This is a genomic window from Nocardioides sp. IC4_145 (genome assembly GCF_011250565.1).
Lineage (GTDB): Bacteria > Actinomycetota > Actinomycetes > Propionibacteriales > Nocardioidaceae > Nocardioides.
In genome coordinates this window covers 37,778-58,112 of record NZ_JAANMS010000020.1, presented here as the reverse complement: position 1 = coordinate 58,112, position 20,335 = coordinate 37,778, and the positions used below count along the sequence as shown (strand labels likewise).

The window sequence follows — 20,335 nt, the reverse complement described above, 5'->3', positions numbered from 1 at the left end:
GGGTGCGGCCGTAGGATCGCCGCCGTGGTGGACGAGGTCGAGGCGCTGGTCTGCGAGCCGCCGGTCCTCGAGGGCCGCACCATCTCGCTGCGGTACGCCGCCGTCGCGGGCGACGAGGTGCGCCACGCGTTCACCGAGGTGGTCGAGCTGCCCGCGCCGCTCGACCACGTCGCCCGGGCGGTCCGCGAGCCGGTGCTGCGGCTGCTGTCGCTCGCGGCGGCGCTGAGCTACGCCAAGGCGTTCGCGCCGGCGCCGATCAGCGTGCCGGGCGGGCTGACCGCGCGGGAGCGGACGTTCCTGACCGAGGTCGCGCGCAACGGCCTGGGTGAGTTCGCCTACGTCAACGACCTGCCCGCCGTGCTCGACCTCGAGGTGCTGGGGCCGGAGCTTCCCGAGCCGACGAGCGCGCCCGGACCGGTGGCCGAGCCGCAGCGGCTCCTGGTCGCCGTCGGCGGCGGCAAGGACTCCATCGTCTCGATCGAGGCGCTCCGAGGAGCGGGCCACGAGATCGGGCTGTTCTCGGTCGGCAGCTACGCGCCGATCGAGGCCACCGCCGAGGTCGCCGGCGTCCAGCTGTCGACCGTGCGCCGCCGGCTCGACCCGCACCTGTTCGGGCTCAACGCGGCCGGCGCGCCCAACGGCCACGTGCCGGTGACGGCGGTCAACTCGCTGCTGGCGGTGCTCACCGCGCTGGCGCTCGGCCACGACGCGGTCGTCTTCAGCAACGAGGCGAGCTCGTCCTTCGGCAACGTCGCCTGGCACGGACGGACGATCAACCACCAGTGGTCCAAGGGCCTGGACTTCGAGCGGCTGCTGCGCGAGAGCCTGCCGGCCGGCGCGCCGACGTACGTCTCGCTGCTGCGCCCGCTCACCGAGCTCCGCATCGCGCGGCGCTTCGCCGACCACACGGCCTACCACCGCGTCTTCACCAGCTGCAACCGCGCCTTCAAGCTCGCCGAGGGCGACCGGACGTCGTGGTGCGGGGACTGCCCGAAGTGCCGGTTCGTGTTCCTCTGCCTCGCGCCGTTCCTGTCCCGCGCGGCGCTGCTGGACGTCTTCGGCGGGTGCGACGTGCTCGCCGACGAGGCGCAGCTGACCGGGTTCCTGGAGCTGCTGGGGGTCGACGGCCTGCTGAAGCCGTTCGAGTGCGTCGGCGAGCCCGACGAGTGCCGCGTCGCGCTGGCGCTGCTGCGCGAGCACGCCGACTGGCGCGACCACCCGTTCCTCGCGCACCCCGAGGTCGACGCGATCACCGCGACGCCGGCCGAGCGGGAGGCGGTCTTCGCCTTCCGCGAGGGCGAGCATCTGCTGCCGCCCGCCCTGGAACCGCTCGCCCGTGCGGTTTGAGGACCTGGCCGGCCGCTCCGTCGTGGTGTGGGGCGCCGGTCGCGAGGGGCGCGCCGCGCTCGTCGAGCTGACCGCCCGCGGCCTGGCCCCGACGGTCGCCCTCACCGGCGCTGGAGTCGTGCCCGACGACCTGGCGCACCTGGCCGTGACGGGGGAGGCGGCGCTGGCCCGGCTCGCGGCCGCCGACGTCGTCGTGAAGTCGCCGGGCGTCCCGCACACCGCCCCGGAGTACCTCCGCCTCCGCGAGCTCGGCGTCCCGGTCACGTCCCTGACCGACCTGTGGCTGCACGACAACGCGCACCGCACCGTCGCCGTCACCGGCACCAAGGGCAAGAGCACCACCGCGAGCCTCGTGCGGCACCTGCTCGGCGGCCTCGGCCTCGACGCCGCGCTCGTCGGCAACGGGGGCGTGCCCGTCACCGCCGGCGACCGGCCGGAGGCGGCGTACGCCGTCGCCGAGGTCTCCAGCTACCAGGCCGCCGACCTGACCTGCTCGCCGCGCGTCGCCGTGGTCACCTCGCTCTACGCGGAGCACCTGCCCTGGCACGGCGGCTACGAGCAGTACGTCGCCGACAAGCTCACCCTCGTCGCGCACGGCCCGGAGGCGGTCGTCGTGCCGGACGTCGCCGGCGAGGTGGCCCGGCTCGTGGCCGCCCGCCTCGGCCCGGCCACGCGGCTGCTCGACCCGGCTGCGCTCGGCCTCGTCGTCACCGACGACGGGGTGGCCTGGCAGGGGGTCGGTGAGCTGCACGCCGACGAGCTGGCGCTGCGCGGCCGGCACAACCTGGTCAACCTGGCGCTGGCCCTGGCCGCGGTCGACGTCCTGGTCGAGGGCGGCGCCGACCGGAGTGCGCTGCTGGCGGCCGCCCGCACCTTCGCGCCGCTGGCCCACCGGCTGGAGCAGGTGCCCTCCGGTGACGGTCGCGCCTGGGTCGACGACAGCCTCGCGACCGCGCCGGAATCGGTGGTGGCCGCGCTGGAGACCTACGCCGACCGTCGGGTCGTGCTGCTCGCCGGCGGGGCGGACCGCGGACTGTCCTTCGCGCCGCTGGTCGACTACCTCGCCCGGCGCGATCCGGCCGCGGGCGTGTCCACGATCGCCGTCGGCCCGGCCGGCGCGCGGCTGGCGCGCGAGCTCGACGTACGCCTCGCGCCGGACTTCGCGACCGCGCTGACCTGGGCGTCCGCCCCCTCGGACGCCGAGGTGGTCCTGCTGTCGCCGGGCGCCCCGAGCTTCGACGAGTTCGCCAGCTTCGAGGAGCGCTCGGCCGCGTTCCGGGCCGCCGCGGGTCGGTCCGCGACCGCTCCGGACGCTCGGTAGCCTCGGCGCGTGCGCACCCCTCCGGCCGGCCCGGCCAGCCTCCGGCGGCTCGAGGACCCGGTGGTGGGGTGGACCGCCGCGATCGGCGTCGCGCTGCTCGCGCTGGTGCTACGGCTGTGGAACCTCGGGGAGCCCAAGCAGTTCCAGTTCGACGAGACCTACTACGCCAAGGACGCCTGGTCGCTGGCCAACCACGGCTACGTCCGGGAGTACGTCGAGGACGCCAACGACTCGATCCTCGCCGGGACCACCGACGGCCTGTGGGAGTCCGAGCCGTCGATGATCGTCCACCCCGAGGTCGGCAAGTGGCTGATCGCGCTGGGGGAGCGGCTCTTCGGCATGGACCCGTTCGGCTGGCGGGTCGCCTCCGCGGTCGTCGGCGCGCTGATGGTTCTGGTCATGGTCCGCCTCGTGCGACGGATGACCCGCTCGACGCTGCTCGGGGTGGTCGGCGGCCTGCTGCTGATGTTCGACGGGCTGCACTTCGTGCTGTCGCGGCTGGCGCTGCTCGACATCTTCCTGGCGTTCTTCACCCTCTGCGCGGTCGCGTGCATCGTGGCCGACCGGGACTGGTACCGCGCACGCCTCGCCGCGCTCGCCCCCGACCCGGTCACCTCCGGGTGGGGCCCCGTGCGCGGGCTGCTGTGGCGGCCGTGGCTGCTCGCGGCCGGGGTCTGCTTCGGGCTCGCGCTCGGCACCAAGTGGACGGCGGCGTACCCCCTCGCCGCGTTCGGCCTGCTCGTCTGGGCCTGGAGCGCCGGCGCCCGCAGGGCGCGCGGGGTGCGGCAGCCGGTGCTGCGCTCGGCGGTGGTCGACGGGCTGCCGGCGTTCGGCTGGCTCGTGGTCGTCGCGCTCGCCGTCTACGTCGCGTCGTGGACGGGCTGGCTGGTGCACGCCGCGGAGTACGAGAAGAGCCTCTCCTCGACGCAGTACACCCAGTTCGAGGCCGAGCGCCCCTGCGACGCCGACGGCAACGAGGCCAACGACGACGACTCGGGTGCCCGCTGGCCGACCGCCGCCGAGCCCGACGCGTCGGGTCCGGGCGAGGTCGTGCAGTCGTTGCGGTCGCTGTGGAGCTACCACCAGGACCTGTTCACCTTCCACACCCACTACCTCAACTGCAGCGAGCACACCTACGCCTCGCAGCCGTCGGGCTGGCTGCTGATGAACCGCCCCGTCGGCGTCGCCGCTGACACGAAGATCGAGCCCGGCACGCGCGGCTGCGACGCGCCCGAGGGCAGCGACTGCCTGCGCCAGGTGCTGCTCATCGGGACACCGGTGCTGTGGTGGGGCGGGATCGTCGCGCTGGTGCTCGCGCTGGTCACCTGGGTCGGCGCCCGTGACTGGCGCGCCGGCGTCGCGGTCGTCGGAGCGGCCTCGACCTGGTTGCCGTGGCTGCAGTACGACGACCGGCCGATCTTCCTCTTCTACGTCTCGCTGACGCTGCCGTTCGTCGTCATCGCGATCGTGCTCGCCATGGGGAGGTTGATCGGACCCTCCCGGGTGCCGAGCCGGCGGCGGACCGTCGGGGTGGTGCTGTCCGGGTCGTTCCTCGTGCTCGTGCTGCTCAACTTCGCGTGGTTCTGGCCGATCTTCACCAACGGCCTGCTCACCCACGCGGAGTGGCTGGACCGGATCTGGTTCGAGCGCTGGATCTAGCCGTGGGGGATCGCCGGGCCGGTCGACAGTCGTTCAATTGCGCGGTTGTCACGCTTCTACCCGCGGGTAACCCGACATTTCCGCGCAATTGAACGGTCGTAGTCGCGCCCAGGACCGCCCGACGGCAGGGTCAGCGTCGCTGGGGGAGACCCACCGAGCGGACGACGAGGTCGTCGCGCTGGACGAACTTCGCGAGCAGGCGGGCGAAGGCCTCCTTCTCCTCCAGCGTGAAGTCCTCGAGGCTGTCGAGGATCCGACCGCGGCGCTCGTCGGCGGCATCGACGAGGAACTCGCGGGTCCGCTCGGTCAGGCGGACCACCGCCAGCGAGCCGGCGCCGGTCCGCACGGCCAGCCCGCGAGCGACCAGGTCGTCGACATGTCGCCGGGTCTCGGCGGCCGGGAGCCGCAGCTGGGCGGTCAGGTCGCACTCGCGCAGCGAGCCGAACCGGTCGACCCGCATCAGGATCGCCAGCGGCCCGCGGCCCATCCCCGGCGACAGCTGCCCCGCGACCCGCGCGAGGTAGGCGTCCCCCTGCACGGCGTACTCCGTGAGCGCCTCGTGCAGCAGGTCCTCGACCCGGTCCATGACCACGCTCCTCCCGGGCGGCGTCCTCTCGTCCCTCAACGAGAGCCCGCCGTCTCCGTCCCTGGGACAAGAAGGTAACGCTCGTCACATCGGCGGCGCCGGTGCTCTAGGTTTTCTGCAACCTGTTCCACCCAGGAGGCGCGATGAGCCAGCAGTTCAACCTCTCGACGGTGTTCCGGACCGTGGCAACCACGGTCCCCGACCAGGAGGTGCTGGTCTGGCGCGACCGCCGGCTCACCTACCGCGAGCTCGACCGGCGCGTCGACGGCCTCGCGCACTTCCTCGTCGAGCAGGGCCTCGGCTGCCACCGGGAGCGATCCGAGCTCGCTGGCCACGAGTCGGGGCAGGACCACGTGGCGCTCTACCTGCGCAACGGCAACGAGTACCTCGAGGGGATGCTCGGCGCCTACCGCGCCCGGGCCACCGCGATCAACGTGAACTACCGGTACGTCGAGGAGGAGCTCGCCTACCTGCTCACCGACTGCCAGGCCACCGCGCTGGTCTTCCACGCGGAGTTCGCCCCCCGCGTGGCCGCCATCCGCGACCGGCTCCCGCAGCTGCGCGTGCTGGTGCAGGTCGCCGACGAGTCCGGCAACGCGCTGCTGCCCGGCGCGGTCGACTACGAGTCCGTGCTCGGCACGCCCGCGCCCGCCGCCGGCCTGCCCGAGCCGTCGCCGGACGACCTGTTCGTGCTCTACACCGGCGGGACGACGGGGATGCCCAAGGGCGTGCTGTGGCGGCAGGACGACATCTACGTGACGTCGATGGGAGGTACGCCGTTCGGCACCACCGAGCCGCACACGTCGTACGACTCCATCGCCGAGGCGGCCCGCGCCGCCGGCGGCGGGATGACCCTGCTGATGGCGCTGCCGTTCATGCACGGTGCCGCGCAGTGGTCGACGTTCCACACCCTCACGAACGGCGGCAAGATCGTGCTGCCGCACCACGTCGACCACCTCGACGCCGCCGACGTGCTCAGCACGGCGATCCGCGAGAAGGCGGTCAGCATCCCGGTGGTCGGCGATGCCGTCGTGCGGCCGCTCATCGACGAGATCGAGCGCGCCGACTACGACCTCTCCGGACTGGCCGCGATCAACAACGGCAGCGCGCCGCTGACGCCGGCGGTCCGTGACCGGTTCCTCGAGCTGGCGCCGCACATGGTCGTGATGGACGCGGCCGGCTCGTCGGAGACCGGGCTGCAGATGAGCTCGATGTCGCTCAAGGGGATGGAGGCCGACGCGGCGACGTTCGCGCCGGTGCCCGCGACGACCGTGGTCGACGACCTGTTCACGCGGGTGCTCGAGCCCGGGGAGGGCGGCGGCTGGCTCGCGCAGCGCGGGCGCGTGCCGCTCGGCTACCTCGGCGACGCGGCGAAGACCGCGCGGACGTTCCCCGTCATCGGCGGCGAGCGCTACTCCATCCCCGGCGACCGTGCCGACCTGCTCGAGGACGGCCGCATCCGCCTGCTCGGGCGCGACGGGGTCACCATCAACTCCGGCGGCGAGAAGATCTTCGTCGAGGAGGTCGAGCGTGCGCTCGCCCACCACCCGGCCGTGCGGGACGTGGTCGTCGTCGGCCGGCCCTCCGAGCGGTGGGGGAGCGAGCCGGTGGCGGTCGTGCAGCTGGCCGACGGGGCGGGCGCCACCGACGAGGAGCTGCTCGAGGAGTGCGCGAAGCACGTGGCGCGCTACAAGGTCCCGCGCGCCGTCGTCCGGGTCGGCCTCGTCGAGCGCTCGCCCTCGGGCAAGGCCGACTACCGCTGGGCGAAGGGGCAGGTGACCGCGCCCGAGGAGGCCCAGCCGGCGCCGGCCTGAGCGGCTCCTGTCGAGGTCGGCTTAGGGGAGCCTCTCCTTTCTGGAATCAGTCCAGAAAGGGCGATACGTTGTCCTCATGACCGATCTCCTGCACCCCGACCAGACCCACGTCGCCAAGCCGGCCTTCACCGCCTCCGAGCAGCTCGCCACGCACCTGCAGCAGCTCAGCGTCGACCTGATCGAGCTGCACCTCCAGGGCAAGCAGGCCCACTGGAACGTCGTCGGCCTCAACTTCCGCGACCTCCACCTGCAGCTCGACGAGGTCGTCGACGCCGCACGTGAGTACTCCGACCAGGTCGCCGAGCGGATGCGCGCGCTGTACGTCGTCCCCGACGGCCGCTCCGCCGCCGTCGCCGAGCAGACCTCGCTGCCGCCGTTCCCGGCCGGTGAGGTCAACACCGCCGAGTGCGTCGACCTCATCACCACCGCGATCTACGGCGTCACCGCCACCGCGCGCCGGATCCACGACGACGTCGACGCCGAGGACCCCACCACCGCGGACATCCTCCACGTCATCATCGAGCGCCTCGAGCAGCTCGCCTGGATGATCGACGCCGAGAACCGCGTCGCCAACCGCAGCCTCCCGCGGTCCATCCACCGCTGATCGGTCCCACTCCGCGCCCCCGCACGCCGGGGGTCCGAGACGGTTGCTGCGCAACCTCCTCGACCGCCCGGCGAACGCCACCCCCGGTGGGTCGAGGAAGGCGCGCAGCGCCTGTTCGAAACCCAGCGTCGGACGGGGCAGGTCAGGCGAGGACCAGCTCGTCCCAGTCGACCTCGGCCGTGCGGGACCGGTACTCGGCGACGAGGCCCGGCCAGTTGGTGGTGATGCGGGGGCCGTCGACGTACCAGCTGTTGCAGCCGGCCCAGGCGCTGGTGGCGAGGCGGGACTGCATCTCGCGGTCGTAGGCGTGGGCGGCGGCCGGGGTCGGCTCGGCGGTGCGCAGCCCGCGGTCGGCCAGGCGGCGGACGACCTGGGCGATCCAACCGGCCTGGCCCTCCATCATGTTGATGATCGAGCTGCCGCCGAGGTTGGTGTTCGGGCCGTAGATGCAGAACAGGTTCGGGAAGCCGGGGACCGCGATGCCGAGGTGGGCGCGGGCGCCGTCGGCCCAGTGCTGGTGCAGGTCCAGCCCGTCGCGGCCGGTGACCTTCATCGGCGCGAGGAACTCGGTCGCGGCGAAGCCGGTGCCCCAGATGAGCACGTCGGCCTCGTGCAGGCGGCCGTCGGCGGTGCGGACGCCGTTCGCCTCCAGGCCGGTGACCTCCTCGGGGACGACCTCGACGTGGTCGCGGGCGAGGGCGGGGTACCACTGGTTGCTGAACAGCACCCGCTTGCAGCCGAGCGGGTAGTCCGGGACGAGCTTGCGTCGTAGCGCCGGGTCCTCGACCCGCGCCCGCAGGTGCGCCTTCCAGGTCGCCCCGATCGCGGCCATCAGCGGCTTGGTGATCGGGGAGTCGCCGGCGAGGGCGCCGTTGAACCGCTCGGTCAGCCAGAACACCGCGCGCCGCTCGGCGTGCAGCGCCGCCGGGAACCGCTCGAAGAGGCGGTGGTGGTGCGCCTTGTACTCCTGGTCCGGCTTCGGGAGCACGTAGGGCGCCGAGCGCTGGAAGACCGTCATCGAGCCGACCCGGTCGACGATGCCGGGCACGAATTGCACGGCGCTGGCGCCGGTGCCGACGACCGCGACCCGCTTGCCCTCGAGGTCGACGCCGTGGTCCCACTGCGCGGAGTGGAACGCCGGGCCGTCGAAGTGGCCGGGCACCTTCGGCAGCGCCGGGTTGGAGAGCTGGCCGACGGCGGAGACCAGCACCTCGGCCTCGTACGTCTCGCCCGCGGCCGTCTCCACGCGCCACGTCGTGGTGGCCTCGTCGTACGTCGCCGCGGTGACCTCCTGGTTCAGCTGCACCAGGTCGAGCAGGCCCTCGTCGCGAGCGGCCGAGCGGAGGTACTCCAGGATCTCCGGCTGGGTGCCGTAGCGGCGGCTCCAGCGCGGGTTCTGCGCCCACGACCAGGAGTAGAGCGGTGAGGGGACGTCGCAGGCCGCGCCGGGGTAGGTGTTGTCGCGCCACACCCCGCCGACGTCGTCGGCCCGCTCGAGCACGGTGATGTCGGTGATGCCCTGCTGCCGCAGCGCCCGGGCCGTGCCCAGCCCGCCGAAGCCGGCGCCGATGATCACCACACGTGGACTGGTGGGAGGTCCCTGCTGCTGTGCCATGGCCCTCATCCTTTGCCAGCCGCCACCCCCGCCGGGAGCGCTTCGACGGCGGATGCTTGATAATTCCGGCCATGACCCGCGTCCAGGTCGTCGAGCCGGCCGCCCGGGACTGGGAGTTCCCGCGGGCGGCCGCCGGCACCGCCCACCTGGTGGCGTACGCCGTGGCGCGCGGCGTGGCGCCGCAGGTCGTCCTGGCCGGCACCGGCCTGCGGGAGGCCGACCTCGCCGAGCCCGGCAGGGAGGTGACCGCGGCGCAGGAGCTGCTGGTGGTGCGGACGCTGCAGCGGCTCCTGCCGGGGTCGGGGGAGCGGGTCGGCGCGACGTACCGCGCGTCGTCGTTCGGCGTGCTCGGCTACGCGCTGCTGGCGAGCCGGACGGTCCGCGAGGCGATGGAGGTGACGCTGCGCTTCATCGACCTGTCGTACGCGTTCGCGCTGCCGCGGGCGGAGCTGTCGGGGGAGCGGGCGCGGCTGGTGGTGGACGGGCGGGGGCTGCCGGCCGACGTGCGCGCGTTCCTCGTCGCCCGGGACACCGCTGCGATCCACGTCGTCGCGGACTCGCTGGTGCCCGGCGGGCTCGGGGCGACCCGAACGGTCGGGCCGGAGGTCGGCGTGCTCGACCTCGCCGCGGCCGAGCTCGACCGCCCGCTGCCGCGCGACCCGTCGACGGCCGGCGAGCAGCTGGCCGAGGACATGTGCCGCGACGTGGTGGCCCGCCGGCGCGAGCGGACCGGCATCGCCCGCGACGTGCAGGTGCTCGTCACGCAGCGGCTGCCGGAGGGCGCGCCGATGGCGGCGGTGGCCGCCGGGCTCGGCCTCAGCGAACGGAGCCTGCGCCGGCGGCTCGCCGAGGCCGGGGTCGGCTACCGGGCGCTCGTGGAGGAGGTCCGCGAGTCGCTGGCGCGCTCGCTGCTGGAGTCGCGCGCGACGCTGCCGGTCGCCGACGTCGCGCGGCGGCTCGGGTACGCCGACGCCGCGGCGTTCACCCACGCGTTCACCCGGTGGACGGGCGTGCCGCCGGCGGCGTACGCCCGTGGCCAGCGGGGGATCAGGTGATCGTCATCCCGCCGTCGACGACGAGCGTCTGCCCGGTGACGTACCCGGACGCCGGCGAGGCCAGGAAGACCGCGGCCGCGGCGAGCTCGACGGGGTCGCCCTTGCGGCCGACCGGGATGCGGTCCTGGCGGGACTCGAGGTAGCCCGGCGGGTACTGCTCGGTCATCTCGGTCTCGAAGAACCCCGGCGCGATGGCGTTGACGCGGATGCCCTTGCGGCCGGTCCACTGCTGGGCCAGGTCGCGGGTGAGGCCGAGCAGCCCGGCCTTGGTGGCGGCGTACGCCGCCTGCGGGAGCCCGGCGGTGGTGAGGCCGAGCACCGAGGAGATGTTGATGATGCTCGAGCCGGGCTTCATGACCCGGCCGCACGCCTGGGCCATCCAGTAGCACCCGTTGAGGTTGACGTCGACGACGCCGCGGAACTGCTCCGGGGTCTCGCGGGTCGCGGGGACCGCCGTGCCGATGCCGGCGTTGTTGACGAGGACGTCGACGTGGCCGAGCTCCTCCATCGCGAGCGCGACGATGTTCGTGCAGGAGTCGGGGTCGGCGACGTCGGTCTGCACGGGCAGCGCCGTGCGGCCGGCGGCCTCGACCAGGCGTGCGGTCTCGGTGAGCCGGTCGGCGCGCCGGGCGCCCAGCACGACGTCGGCGCCGGCCTCGGCGAAGGCTCGTGCGATGTGGACCCCGAGGCCGCTGGAGGCACCGGTGACGACGGCGACGCGGCCGTCGAGGCGGAACATGTCGGTGACGGTCATGCGCGGAACTCTAGGCGCGCAGGCCCAGCGTCTCGCGCAGGGCGTCCGCGGCGCTGACCTGCGGCGCCCAGCCGAGCTGGGCCTTGGCGCGCGTGGTGTCCATGATCGCCGGGTGGGCCAGCGCTTCCACCCACTGCACCGGCTGCGGCAGGCCCGGGACGCCGGCCGCCGCCCGCGCCAGCGCGTGCGCCGGCGCCGCCGGCAGCGGGACCGGGACGCCGCCGAGGATGCGGACGACGTCGGCCGCGGTGAGCGTGTCGTCGGCCGCGATGTTGTAGGCGCCGGGCGGACCGGCGGCGACCACGCACTGCAGCAGCGCCCGGCCCACGTCGGCCTCGTGCACCAGCTGCAGCGGCAGGTCCGGCACCGGCACGGGCACCGGCGGCAGCCGCTTCGGCACCGCCTGGAGGAGGGTGCCGAGCCAGCCCGCCCACGACGGCAGCCGGACCTTGCCGCCGACGGCGTTGGGGCCGGCCACGATCGGCGGGCGCAGCAGGTAGAGGTCCACCTCGCGGCCGGCCGCGGCCTGCACGCCGGCCTCCTCGCGCAGCAGGCCCTCCAGCTCCGCCTTCTCCCGCGCGTAGAACAGGTGGTCGGCGGGCCGGGTCGGCCAGTCCTCGCCGATCCCCACCGGGTTGTCGGGGTGGAAGCCGTACGCCGCCACCGAGCTGGCGTAGACGAAGCGGCGCGCCCCCGCCTCGGCGGCCGCACGGAACGCGTTGAGCGTGCCGTCGACGTTGATCGCGCGGGTCTGCTCGGCCTCCCCGCCGACGATCGCGAAGGCCAGGTGCACCACGACGTCGGCGCCCGCGAACGCCTCGGTCAGCGCGGCCCGGTCGCGCACGTCGCCCTGCCGGTAGTCGGTCTTCACCCAGTCGCGCTCGGCGGGATCGACGCGGCTGCGCGCGACGCCGACCACGCGGCGTACGCGCTCGTCGGCCTCGAGCAGCGGGACGAGCCCGGCCCCGAAGGTCCCGGTCGGCCCGGTGACGGCCACGGTCAGGTCGGTCTCGCCGGGCGCCTGGCCGGGGGTGAGGTCGCTCGCGGGGTCGCTCATGGCGCCCCGATACCCCTCCGCGGGGCGCGGTAGCATGACCCCATGCGCAGGACCCTGCTCCTTACCTAGCCGCGTCGACGAGCACCACCCGACGCGGCTGCCCCTCGCGAGCGAGGGGTTTTTTCATGCCCAGCACTGATGGCCCGGCCGCACCCCGGCGCGTGGCCGGAGCAGACCACCACCGCACGCAGCAGACGCCGAAGGGACGCAGATGAGCGAGCAGGCCGGCCGGACCGACGAGGCCGCGACGTACGACATGACCGCGGCGCAGGAGCGCTGGCGGAAGGTCTGGGAGGACCTCGACCCGTTCCGCGTCGGCAGCGCCGGCCCGGGTGCGGAGAAGCGCTACGCGCTGACGATGTTCCCCTACCCGTCGGGCGACCTGCACATGGGCCACGCCGAGGTGATGGCGCTGCACGACGTCATCGCGCGCTACTGGTGGCAGAAGGGGTACGACGTCCTCAACCCCATCGGGTGGGACTCCTTCGGCCTGCCCGCCGAGAACGCCGCGATCCGCAACGACGAGCACCCGGCGACCTACACCTACGCCAACATCGAGACCCAGGCGGAGTCGTTCCGTCGCTACGGCATCTCCTTCGACTGGTCGCGCCGGCTGCACACGTCCGACCCGGAGTACTACCGCTGGACGCAGTGGCTGTTCCTGAAGTTCCGCGAGCGGGGCCTGGCCTACCGCAGGAACAGCCCCGTCAACTGGTGCCCCAACGACCAGACGGTGCTGGCCAACGAGCAGGTCGTGCAGGGCATGTGCGAGCGCTGTGGCGCCGAGGTCACCAAGCGCGAGCTCAACCAGTGGTACTTCAAGGTCACCGAGTACGCCCAGCGGCTGCTCGACGACATGGACGCGCTGGCCGGCACCTGGCCCGACCGGGTGCTGGCGATGCAGCGCAACTGGATCGGCCGCTCCGAGGGCGCGCACGTCGACTTCGACATCGAGCTGGCCGACGGCTCGACGCGGACGGTCACGGTCTTCACGACCCGCCCCGACACGCTCTACGGCGCGACGTTCATGGTGGTGGCCGCCGACGCGAAGCTGGCCGCCGAGGTCGTCGCGCCCGCGCAGGAGGCCGCGCTGGCGGCGTACGTCGAGGACGTGCGGAAGGCCTCCGACATCGACCGGCTCGCCACCGACCGGCCGAAGTCCGGCGTCGACCTGGGCGTCACCGCGCTCAACCCGGTCACCGGCGAGCGGATGCCGGTGTGGGCCTCGGACTACGTGCTGGCCGACTACGGCACCGGCGCGATCATGGCCGTGCCTGCGCACGACCAGCGCGACCTGGACTTCGCGAAGGTCTTCGACCTGCCGGTCCGCCGCGTCGTCGACACAGGCGAGGACAACCCCGAGGAGACCTACGTCGCCACGACCGGCGACGGCACCTACGTCAACAGCGGGCCGCTCGACGGGCTGGACGACAAGGCTGCCGGCATCAGTCGCATCATCGAGCAGCTCGAGGCCGACGGGCGGGGGACCGGCACGGTCAACTTCCGCCTGCGCGACTGGCTGCTGAGCCGCCAGCGGTTCTGGGGCGCGCCGATCCCGGTCGTGCACTGCCCCGACTGCGGCGAGGTGCCCGTGCCCGAGGACCAGCTGCCCGTGCGGCTGCCCGACGACCTGAAGGGCGCCGACCTCAAGCCCAAGGGCGTCTCGCCACTGGCCGCGGCCGAGGCGTGGGTCAACACCGAGTGCCCCTCCTGCGGCGGCCCGGCCAAGCGCGACAGCGACACGATGGACACCTTCGTCGACTCGTCCTGGTACTACCTGCGCTACCTCGACCCGCACTACGAGGACGGCCCGTTCGACCCGGCGCAGGCCCGCGAGTGGATGCCGGTCGCGCAGTACGTCGGCGGCGTCGAGCACGCGATCCTGCACCTGCTCTACTCCCGCTTCTTCACCAAGGTGCTCCACGACATGAGGATGGTCGACTTCGTCGAGCCGTTCTCCGCGCTGCTCAACCAGGGCCAGGTCATCAACCAGGGCAAGGCCATGTCGAAGTCGCTCGGCAACGGGGTCAACCTCGGGGAGATGATCGACCGGTACGGCGTCGACGCGGTGCGGCTGACGATGGTCTTCGCCGGCCCGCCGGAGGACGACATCGACTGGGCCGACATGTCGCCCGGCGGTGCCGTGAAGTTCCTCCAGCGCGCCTGGCGGCTGGCCGGCGACGTCACCGCGCCCGTCGGCACGCCGGCCGAGGGCGGGGACGTCGCCCTGCGGCGGGCCACCCACAAGACGCTGCACGAGGTCGAGCAGCTCATCGAGGGCCACCGGTTCAACGTGGTCGTCGCGCGGACGATGGAGCTGGTCAACGTCACCCGCAAGGCCATCGACTCCGGGTGCGGTCCCGCCGACGCCGCGGTGCGGGAGGCCGTCGAGGCGGTCGCGATCCTGCTGTCCCTCGTGGCGCCGTACACCGCCGAGGAGATGTGGGAGCGCCTGGGCCACCAGCCCACCGTCGCCCGCGCCGGCTGGCCGGCCGTCGACCCCTCGCTGCTGGTCGAGGACACCGTGACCGCGGTCGTCCAGATCCAGGGCAAGGTCAAGGCCCGGCTCGAGGTCGCGCCCGACATCACCGAGGCCGACCTGGAGCAGCTGGCGATGGCCGACCCCGCCGTGGTCCGCGCGATCGACGGACGCCCGGTCCGCAAGGTGGTCGTCCGGGCGCCGAAGCTGGTCAACGTGGTGGTCTGAGCCCATGCCCACCGGCACCGGCCGCACCGTCGTCGTCACCGACTCGACCGCGAGCCTCCCTGCGGAGGTCGTGGCCGAGCGCGGGATCGTCGTCGTGCCCCTGCAGGTCGTCATCGGCGCCGAGGTGCACGACGAGGGCGAGGGCGGTGCGACCCCGGAGATGGTCGCGGCCGCGCTGAAGTCGTTCACGCCGGTCAGCACCTCCCGGCCCTCGCCCGGCGTGATGGCCGAGGTCTACGAGCGCGCGGCGGCCGACGGCGCCACCGAGATCGTCTCGGTGCACATCTCCGGCGACATGAGCGGCACCTTCGAGTCCGCCCAGCTCGCTGCGCGCTCGGCGCCGGTCCCCGTCGTCACGGTGGACTCCCGGCAGGTGGGCGTCGCGACCGGGTACGCCGCGCTCGCGGCCGCCGACGTCGCCGACGCCGGCGGCTCGGCCGAGGAGGCCGCCCACGCCGCCCAGGCACGCGCCGAGGCCTCCTCGTCGCTCTTCTACGTCGACACCCTCGAGTACCTCCGTCGCGGCGGTCGGATCGGCGCCGCCGCCGCCCTGCTCGGCGGCGCGCTCGCCGTCAAGCCGCTGCTCACCATCGCCGACGGCCGCGTCGAGTCGCTCGAGCGGGTCCGCACCTCCTCCCGCGCGATCTCCCGGCTCGAGGAGCTCGCCGTCGAGGCCGCCGGGGACCGGCCCGTCGACGTCTGCGTCGCCCACCTCGCCAGCGCCGACCGCGCCGCCGCCCTCACCGGCCGCCTCGCCGACCGGCTCGCCGACCGGCTCGAGGGCCGCGACGTCTGGTGCGGCGAGCTCGGTGCCGTCCTCGGCGCCCACGTCGGCCCCGGCATGCTCGCCGTCTGCGTGGCGCCGCGGGTCATGTAACGCACTGTTCGCCACTCTGTAAGTGCGCTGCAGCGTGCCGACAGAGTGCGTAGCTGTCCGTTACATGCCCGCGGGCCGGCTGGTGTCCACAGGGCGGCGCCGGGGCCGGGTCGTCCACAGGCGGCTCGTCGGACCGGGCGGGCGGACGGTCGGCGTACCTAGCGTCACCGGCATGCGATCCCGCCGCGCTGCCAACGAGCACCAGGAAGCCGTCTCCCGACGGCTGGCCCTGCTGAGCGCCGAGCTGGCTGCGCAACGGCCCGCACCCCCGCCCCCGGAGCCCGTCGAGCCCGACCCGTGGTGGACCGAGCCCGCGGAAGGGTCAGTGCGGGAGCCGGACTGGACGGACGACCACACGCGGGTGCGGCCGCGGGCGGCGGTCCGCGCGCAACCCGAGCCGTCCCCGCCGCAGCCAGCGGAGCCGCCGCCGGTCCCCGAGCCGGGCCGGCACGCCGCCCGGCGACCACTGCGGCTGGTGCCGGCGCCGGCGGACCTGGTGCCCGAGACGCTCCGCGGGCGGGCGGCACTGGGGTCGGCGCAGCTGACGGTGGTGGCCGTGGTGGTGGCGCTCGGGCTGGCCGTGACGTGCTGGTGGGTGGTGCGGTCGGACGCCGGTGCCCCGGCCGCGCCGGCGCCGGTGGACACCTCGCCGGTCGCAGACCTCGTCGAGGTGCCGAGCATGCCGGCGCCGGCGGCGGCAGCGGCGGCGTCCCCCTCGGGCGCGCCGGCCGAGGTCGCCGAGGTGGTCGTCGATGTCGCGGGCAAGGTACGACGCCCCGGCATCGTCGTGCTGGACGCCGGGTCGCGCGTGGTGGACGCCCTGGACGCGGCCGGCGGCGCGCGGCCCGGTGTCGACCTCTCCTCGCTGAACCTCGCCCGGTTGCTCGTCGACGGCGAGCAGGTGCTGGTCGGGCGCACCGGGGTTCCGCCGCCGGTGGCCGGTGCCGCCGGAGCGACGGGCACGACCGGCGCCCCGGTCGCGCTCGTCGACCTCAACCGCGCCACGACGGTCGAGCTCGAGGCGCTGCCGGAGGTGGGGCCGGTGACGGCCGCAGCGATCCTGGCGTGGCGCGACGAGCACGGCGGGTTCAGCGCGGTCGACGAGCTGCTCGAGGTCGACGGGATCGGTGAGGCGACGCTCGGCCAGCTGCGCCCGTTCGTGACGGTCGGGGGTGGGTGAGCGCGAGGCCGACCGCGTCGACGTGCGGATGCCGTTGCTCGCGGCCACCGCCTGGCTCGCCGGGCTGGCCGCGCAGCTGCTGCCCTCACGGCCCCTGGCCGGCGCGACGGCGGCCGTGCTGGTGACGGCGGCGCTGGTCGTCCGGCGGCACGGGCACGGCACGACGGTGGCGGCCGTCGTGCTCGTCGCCGTCGCGGTGGGCGGCGGGGCTGCGGTCCGGGCGGAGCAGACCCGGACCAACGCGGTCGCCGACCTGGCCGGCGAGCGCGCCGTGGTGACCGTGACCGGCACGCTGGTCGCCGACCCGCGGCCGGTGGAGGGCCGGTTCGCCGACCGCGTCCTCACGCGGCTCGAGGTCCGCGAGGTCACCGGACGCGGTGCGACGACCCGGTTGCGCACACGGGTGCTCGTGCTCGGCGACCAGCCGTGGGCGGAGGTCCGGCTCGGTGACACGGTCCGCGCGAGCGGCCGGCTGGACACTGCCGACGGCCACGACCTGGCAGCAGTGCTGGTCGCGGGTGACCCGGAGGTCGTGGCGGGCGCAGGTCCGTGGTGGCGTGGCGCCGATGCGGTCCGCCGCTCCATCCGCGAGGCGGTCGACCACCGCCCGCCCGCCCAGGCCGCCCTGGTGCCGGCGCTCGTCACCGGGGACGACCAGCTGCTCGACACCGAGGTGGAGGAGGACTTCCGGACGACCGGGTTGACCCACCTGCTGGCGGTCTCGGGGACGAACCTCACCCTCGTCGTCGGCTTCCTCCTCCTGCTCGCGCGCTGGTGCGGCGTCCGTGGCCGGGGCACGTACGTCGTCGGCGCGCTGGGCATCGTCGGGTTCGTGCTCCTCGCCCGCACCGAGCCGAGCGTGCTCCGGGCCGCGGTGATGGGGTCGGTCGCGCTGCTGGCGCTCGGAGTGCACGCCCTGCAACGCGGCTTCCGCGCGCTCGGGGTGGCCGTGGTCGTGCTGCTCCTCGTCCAGCCCGGCCTGGCGACGTCGCCCGGGTTCGCGCTGTCGGTGCTGGCGACCGCCGGGATCCTCGTGCTCGCACCGGTGTGGCGCGACGCGATGACCCGGTGGCTGCCGCGCTGGGTGGCCGAGGCGGTGGCGGTGCCGCTCGCGGCCCAGCTCGCGTGCACGCCCGTCGTGGCGGCGCTCTCGGGGGAGGTCAGCCTGGTCGCGGTCGCCGCGAACCTCGTCGTGGCGCCGGCGGTCGGTCCCGCGACCGTCCTGGGCCTCGGCGGCGGGCTGCTCGCCCTCGTCTCCGAGCCGGCGGGTGCCGTGCTCGGCACCGGCGCCGGCTGGTGCGTGGGGTGGATCGTCGCCGTGGCCGACCGGGGAGCGGACCTGCCGACGGCGGCGGTCGGCTGGGGCACCGGTCCGACGGCGCTCGTGGTGCTCAGCGTCGGCTGCGTGCTCCTGGCGCTCCTGCTCCGCCGGGTGCTCGTGCGACCGGCCACCGCCGTGCCCCTCGCCGTGCTGCTCGCCGTGGCCGTGCTGGTGCGGCCACCCACCCCGGGCTGGCCGGCGGACGACTGGGTCCTCGCCATGTGCGACGTCGGCCAGGGCGACGCGCTGGCTCTGCGGTCGGGTCCCGGGGAGGCCGTCGTCGTCGACGCGGGACCGGACCCCGGACCGGTCGACCGCTGCCTGGACGACCTCGGCGTCGACCGGGTGCCGCTGGTGGTGCTGACGCACTTTCACGCCGACCACGTCGACGGCCTGGCCGGCGTGCTCGACGGGCGGGCGGTCGGTGCGGTCGAGGCGACCGCGGTGCTCGACCCGGCCGGTGGGGTCGCGGACGCCGCGGCGGCGGCCGCGGGCGCCGGGCTGACGATCGGCGCGGCGCCGTACGGGGCGACGAGGCGGGTGGGGGACGTGACGCTCCAGGTCCTGTGGCCCCGGGCGGGTGTCGCGGCGACGGGGGAGGAGGGGGAGTCGGCCAACGACGCGAGCGTGGTGCTGCTCGCCGAGGTCGGCGGCGTGCGCGTGCTCCTGACCGGCGACCTGGAGCCGCCGGGCCAGGCGGCGCTGGCCCGGGCGCTGCCTGGCCTGCAGGTGGACGTGCTGAAGCTGCCGCACCACGGCAGCCGCTACCAGGACCTGCCCTTCCTGACGTCGCTCGGGGCGCAGGTCGTGCTCGTCTCGGCAGGGGAGGACAACGACTACGGGCACCCGGCCGAGGAGGTCCTCGACCCGCTGGCCGACGCCGGCGCGAGCGTCCTGCGCACCGACGAGGACGGTGACGTGCTGGTGCGGGTCACCGACGACGGACCGGCGACCCGCACGCGGGAGTGAGGTCGCGGGCGAGCGCCGGGGACGTCGGTGCGCTGTGGGAGGCTGGGCTCACCATGGCAGCGGGTCCGAGAGCAGCAGACGTCCTGGGCCGGGTCACCCTGGTGACCGGCAAGGAGGAGTTCCTCAACGAGCGCACGGTCGCGGCCGTCCGCGAGGCGGTCCGCTCCCACGACGCGGAGGCGGAGCTGTCGGAGACCGGCGCCGCCGAGCTGACGCTGGCCACGCTGGGGGAGCTGTCGGCACCGTCGCTGTTCTCCAGCACGCGGTGCGTCGTGGTCCGCGCGCTGGAGAACCTCCCCGAGGAGTCGGTCGCCGGCCTGCTGGCGTACGCCGACGCGCCGGTCGAGGACGTCGCCCTCGTGCTGGTGCACGGTGGCGGCCCGAAGGGCAGCGGCGTGCTGACCAAGCTGCGCAAGGCCCGGGGCGTCACCGAGTCGAAGTCCGGGGAGCTCAAGGCCTCGGAGTTCCCGGGCTTCGTGGCCGCCGAGGTCCGCCGCCACGGCTCGACCATCGACCAGGAGGCGGCCTCGTTCCTCGTCTCCGCCGTCGGGCAGGACCTGCGCTCGCTGTCGGCCGCCGCCCACCAGCTGACCCACGACTTCCCGGGCGAGCCGCTCGACGTGGACAAGGTCAAGCGGTACTTCGGCGGCCGGGCCGAGGCGAAGTCCTTCGCGGTCGCCGACGCGGCGTTCTCGGGCCGGCGCCACGTCGCCCTCGAGGAGCTGCGCTGGGCGCTCGACGGCGGGACGGCACCGGTGCTGGTCACCTCGGCGTTCGCCGGAGGCGCGCGCGGGCTGGCGCGCTACCACGGCGCCCCGCGCGGGATGCGCGAGGCGGACCTGGCCCGCGAGGTCGGCGTGCCGCCGTGGAAGCTGCGCTCGATCCGTGACCAGTCCCGCGGCTGGTCCGAGCACGGCCTCGCGCAGGCGATCCGGGCGGTCGCCCAGGCCGACGCCGACATCAAGGGCGCGGCCAGCGACGCGTCGTACACGCTCGAGCGGCTGGTGCTGACCATCACCGCGCTGCGCGACGCCCGCTGACCCGGATCGCGGCTGGGCACATGCAAAAAGGGCGCCGACCCGGTGGGTCGGCGCCTTCTCGCGAGGGGCCTCAGAGAGAGGCGGCCTTCTTGGCGATCGCGGACTTGCGGTTCGCGGCCTGGTTCTTGTGGATGACGCCCTTGGAGGCGGCCTTGTCCAGCATGCGCGAGGCGTCGCGGGCCGCGGTGACCGCGACCTCCTTGTCGCCCGCCTCGGCGGCCTTGCGGAACTTGTTCACGGCGGTCTTCAGGCCGGTCTTGACGGCCTTGTTGCGCTCGTGACGCTTCTCGTTCTGCTTGTTCCGCTTGATCTGGGACTTGATGTTCGCCACTACTGCGCCTTCGTCGTAGGTGTGGGGTGCTGTGCTGGTGCTGCTGAAGATTTCGTGTGCTGTGCGCGCCTCGGCCCGCGGGGCGGACGCGCGACATG

The 20,335-nt window shown here is 74.3% G+C and carries 16 protein-coding genes; 11 read left to right on the top strand and 5 right to left on the bottom strand.

The window, feature by feature from the left end:
- Positions 1 to 24 precede the first annotated feature (24 nt).
- The 3 genes from G6553_RS10425 to G6553_RS10415 are packed head-to-tail and all read left to right on the top strand — an operon-like array spanning position 25 to position 4,327.
- Positions 25 to 1,347 (top strand): hypothetical protein, encoded by a 1,323-nt coding sequence (locus G6553_RS10425; RefSeq protein WP_166191935.1) that lies wholly within the window; start codon positions 25 to 27, stop codon positions 1,345 to 1,347.
- On the top strand, positions 1,337 to 2,668 hold the full coding sequence (gene murD, locus G6553_RS10420; protein WP_166191932.1) for a UDP-N-acetylmuramoyl-L-alanine--D-glutamate ligase: 1,332 nt from the start codon (positions 1,337 to 1,339) through the stop codon (positions 2,666 to 2,668). The genes G6553_RS10425 and murD overlap by 11 nt, the downstream gene beginning before the upstream one ends.
- 9 nt (positions 2,669 to 2,677) lie before the next feature.
- Positions 2,678 to 4,327, top strand: a complete 1,650-nt coding sequence (locus tag G6553_RS10415) for a phospholipid carrier-dependent glycosyltransferase (RefSeq protein WP_166191929.1) — start codon at positions 2,678 to 2,680, stop codon at positions 4,325 to 4,327.
- Between the two features lie 130 nt (positions 4,328 to 4,457).
- Here the strand turns inward: G6553_RS10415 and G6553_RS10410 are convergent, their stop codons facing one another.
- Complete coding sequence (locus tag G6553_RS10410; protein WP_166191926.1) at positions 4,458 to 4,913, bottom strand: hypothetical protein; 456 nt, start codon at positions 4,911 to 4,913, stop codon at positions 4,458 to 4,460.
- Between the two features lie 143 nt (positions 4,914 to 5,056).
- On the opposite strand from G6553_RS10410, the gene G6553_RS10405 reads away from it, so the two are divergent.
- Both G6553_RS10405 and G6553_RS10400 read left to right on the top strand, forming a co-directional pair.
- A complete protein-coding gene (locus G6553_RS10405) occupies positions 5,057 to 6,727 on the top strand; it encodes an acyl-CoA synthetase (protein WP_166191923.1) in 1,671 nt (556 codons plus the stop codon).
- 76 nt (positions 6,728 to 6,803) lie between these two features.
- On the top strand, positions 6,804 to 7,331 hold the full coding sequence (locus tag G6553_RS10400) for a DNA starvation/stationary phase protection protein (RefSeq protein WP_166191920.1): 528 nt from the start codon (positions 6,804 to 6,806) through the stop codon (positions 7,329 to 7,331).
- Between the two features lie 142 nt (positions 7,332 to 7,473).
- Here G6553_RS10400 and G6553_RS10395 read toward each other — a convergent pair whose 3' ends face one another.
- A complete protein-coding gene (locus tag G6553_RS10395) occupies positions 7,474 to 8,946 on the bottom strand; it encodes an NAD(P)/FAD-dependent oxidoreductase (protein WP_166191917.1) in 1,473 nt (490 codons plus the stop codon).
- Positions 8,947 to 9,017: 71 nt separating this feature from the next.
- On the opposite strand from G6553_RS10395, the gene G6553_RS10390 reads away from it, so the two are divergent.
- Positions 9,018 to 10,001 (top strand): AraC family transcriptional regulator, encoded by a 984-nt coding sequence (locus G6553_RS10390; protein ID WP_166191913.1) that lies wholly within the window; start codon positions 9,018 to 9,020, stop codon positions 9,999 to 10,001.
- Here G6553_RS10390 and G6553_RS10385 read toward each other — a convergent pair.
- Positions 9,994 to 10,755 (bottom strand): 3-oxoacyl-ACP reductase family protein, encoded by a 762-nt coding sequence (locus tag G6553_RS10385; protein WP_166191910.1) that lies wholly within the window; start codon positions 10,753 to 10,755, stop codon positions 9,994 to 9,996. The genes G6553_RS10390 and G6553_RS10385 overlap by 8 nt on opposite strands.
- 10 nt (positions 10,756 to 10,765) lie before the next feature.
- Complete coding sequence (locus G6553_RS10380) at positions 10,766 to 11,812, bottom strand: NAD-dependent epimerase/dehydratase family protein (RefSeq protein WP_166191907.1); 1,047 nt, start codon at positions 11,810 to 11,812, stop codon at positions 10,766 to 10,768.
- 211 nt (positions 11,813 to 12,023) lie between these two features.
- Here G6553_RS10380 and leuS point away from each other — a divergent pair, with 211 nt between their 5' ends.
- From leuS to holA, 5 genes are all read left to right on the top strand, one after another.
- Entirely contained in the window at positions 12,024 to 14,519 is a 2,496-nt protein-coding gene (gene leuS / locus G6553_RS10375; RefSeq protein WP_166191904.1) for a leucine--tRNA ligase, read from the top strand.
- 4 nt (positions 14,520 to 14,523) lie between these two features.
- Positions 14,524 to 15,396 carry a DegV family protein gene (locus tag G6553_RS10370; RefSeq protein ID WP_166191901.1) on the top strand — a complete coding sequence of 291 codons (873 nt, stop codon included), beginning with the start codon at positions 14,524 to 14,526 and terminating at the stop codon, positions 15,394 to 15,396.
- Between the two features lie 172 nt (positions 15,397 to 15,568).
- The gene (locus tag G6553_RS20690) at positions 15,569 to 16,576 is read left to right on the top strand and encodes a helix-hairpin-helix domain-containing protein (RefSeq protein ID WP_207619608.1); all 1,008 of its coding nucleotides are present in this window, start codon (positions 15,569 to 15,571) and stop codon (positions 16,574 to 16,576) included.
- Complete coding sequence (locus G6553_RS10360; protein WP_347565628.1) at positions 16,569 to 18,866, top strand: ComEC/Rec2 family competence protein; 2,298 nt, start codon at positions 16,569 to 16,571, stop codon at positions 18,864 to 18,866. The genes G6553_RS20690 and G6553_RS10360 overlap by 8 nt, the downstream gene beginning before the upstream one ends.
- A gap of 53 nt (positions 18,867 to 18,919) precedes the next feature.
- Positions 18,920 to 19,906 carry a DNA polymerase III subunit delta gene (gene holA, locus G6553_RS10355; RefSeq protein WP_166191898.1) on the top strand — a complete coding sequence of 329 codons (987 nt, stop codon included), beginning with the start codon at positions 18,920 to 18,922 and terminating at the stop codon, positions 19,904 to 19,906.
- 70 nt (positions 19,907 to 19,976) lie between these two features.
- On the opposite strand, the gene rpsT is transcribed toward holA, so the two are convergent.
- The gene (gene rpsT / locus G6553_RS10350) at positions 19,977 to 20,237 is read right to left on the bottom strand and encodes a 30S ribosomal protein S20 (RefSeq protein ID WP_166191895.1); all 261 of its coding nucleotides are present in this window, start codon (positions 20,235 to 20,237) and stop codon (positions 19,977 to 19,979) included.
- Between the last annotated feature and the right edge of the window lie 98 nt (positions 20,238 to 20,335).

Coding starts and splice junctions, on each gene's coding strand:
- G6553_RS10385 (WP_166191910.1), bottom strand. CDS start 10,755: ATGACCGTCACCGACATGTTCCGCCTCGACGGCCGCGTCGCCGTCGTC.
- G6553_RS10370 (WP_166191901.1), top strand. CDS start 14,524: ATGCCCACCGGCACCGGCCGCACCGTCGTCGTCACCGACTCGACCGCG.
- G6553_RS10400 (WP_166191920.1), top strand. CDS start 6,804: ATGACCGATCTCCTGCACCCCGACCAGACCCACGTCGCCAAGCCGGCC.
- G6553_RS10405 (WP_166191923.1), top strand. CDS start 5,057: ATGAGCCAGCAGTTCAACCTCTCGACGGTGTTCCGGACCGTGGCAACC.
- G6553_RS10395 (WP_166191917.1), bottom strand. CDS start 8,946: ATGGCACAGCAGCAGGGACCTCCCACCAGTCCACGTGTGGTGATCATC.
- G6553_RS10390 (WP_166191913.1), top strand. CDS start 9,018: ATGACCCGCGTCCAGGTCGTCGAGCCGGCCGCCCGGGACTGGGAGTTC.
- leuS (WP_166191904.1), top strand. CDS start 12,024: ATGAGCGAGCAGGCCGGCCGGACCGACGAGGCCGCGACGTACGACATG.
- G6553_RS20690 (WP_207619608.1), top strand. CDS start 15,569: ATGCGATCCCGCCGCGCTGCCAACGAGCACCAGGAAGCCGTCTCCCGA.
- holA (WP_166191898.1), top strand. CDS start 18,920: ATGGCAGCGGGTCCGAGAGCAGCAGACGTCCTGGGCCGGGTCACCCTG.
- G6553_RS10380 (WP_166191907.1), bottom strand. CDS start 11,812: ATGAGCGACCCCGCGAGCGACCTCACCCCCGGCCAGGCGCCCGGCGAG.
- G6553_RS10410 (WP_166191926.1), bottom strand. CDS start 4,913: ATGGACCGGGTCGAGGACCTGCTGCACGAGGCGCTCACGGAGTACGCC.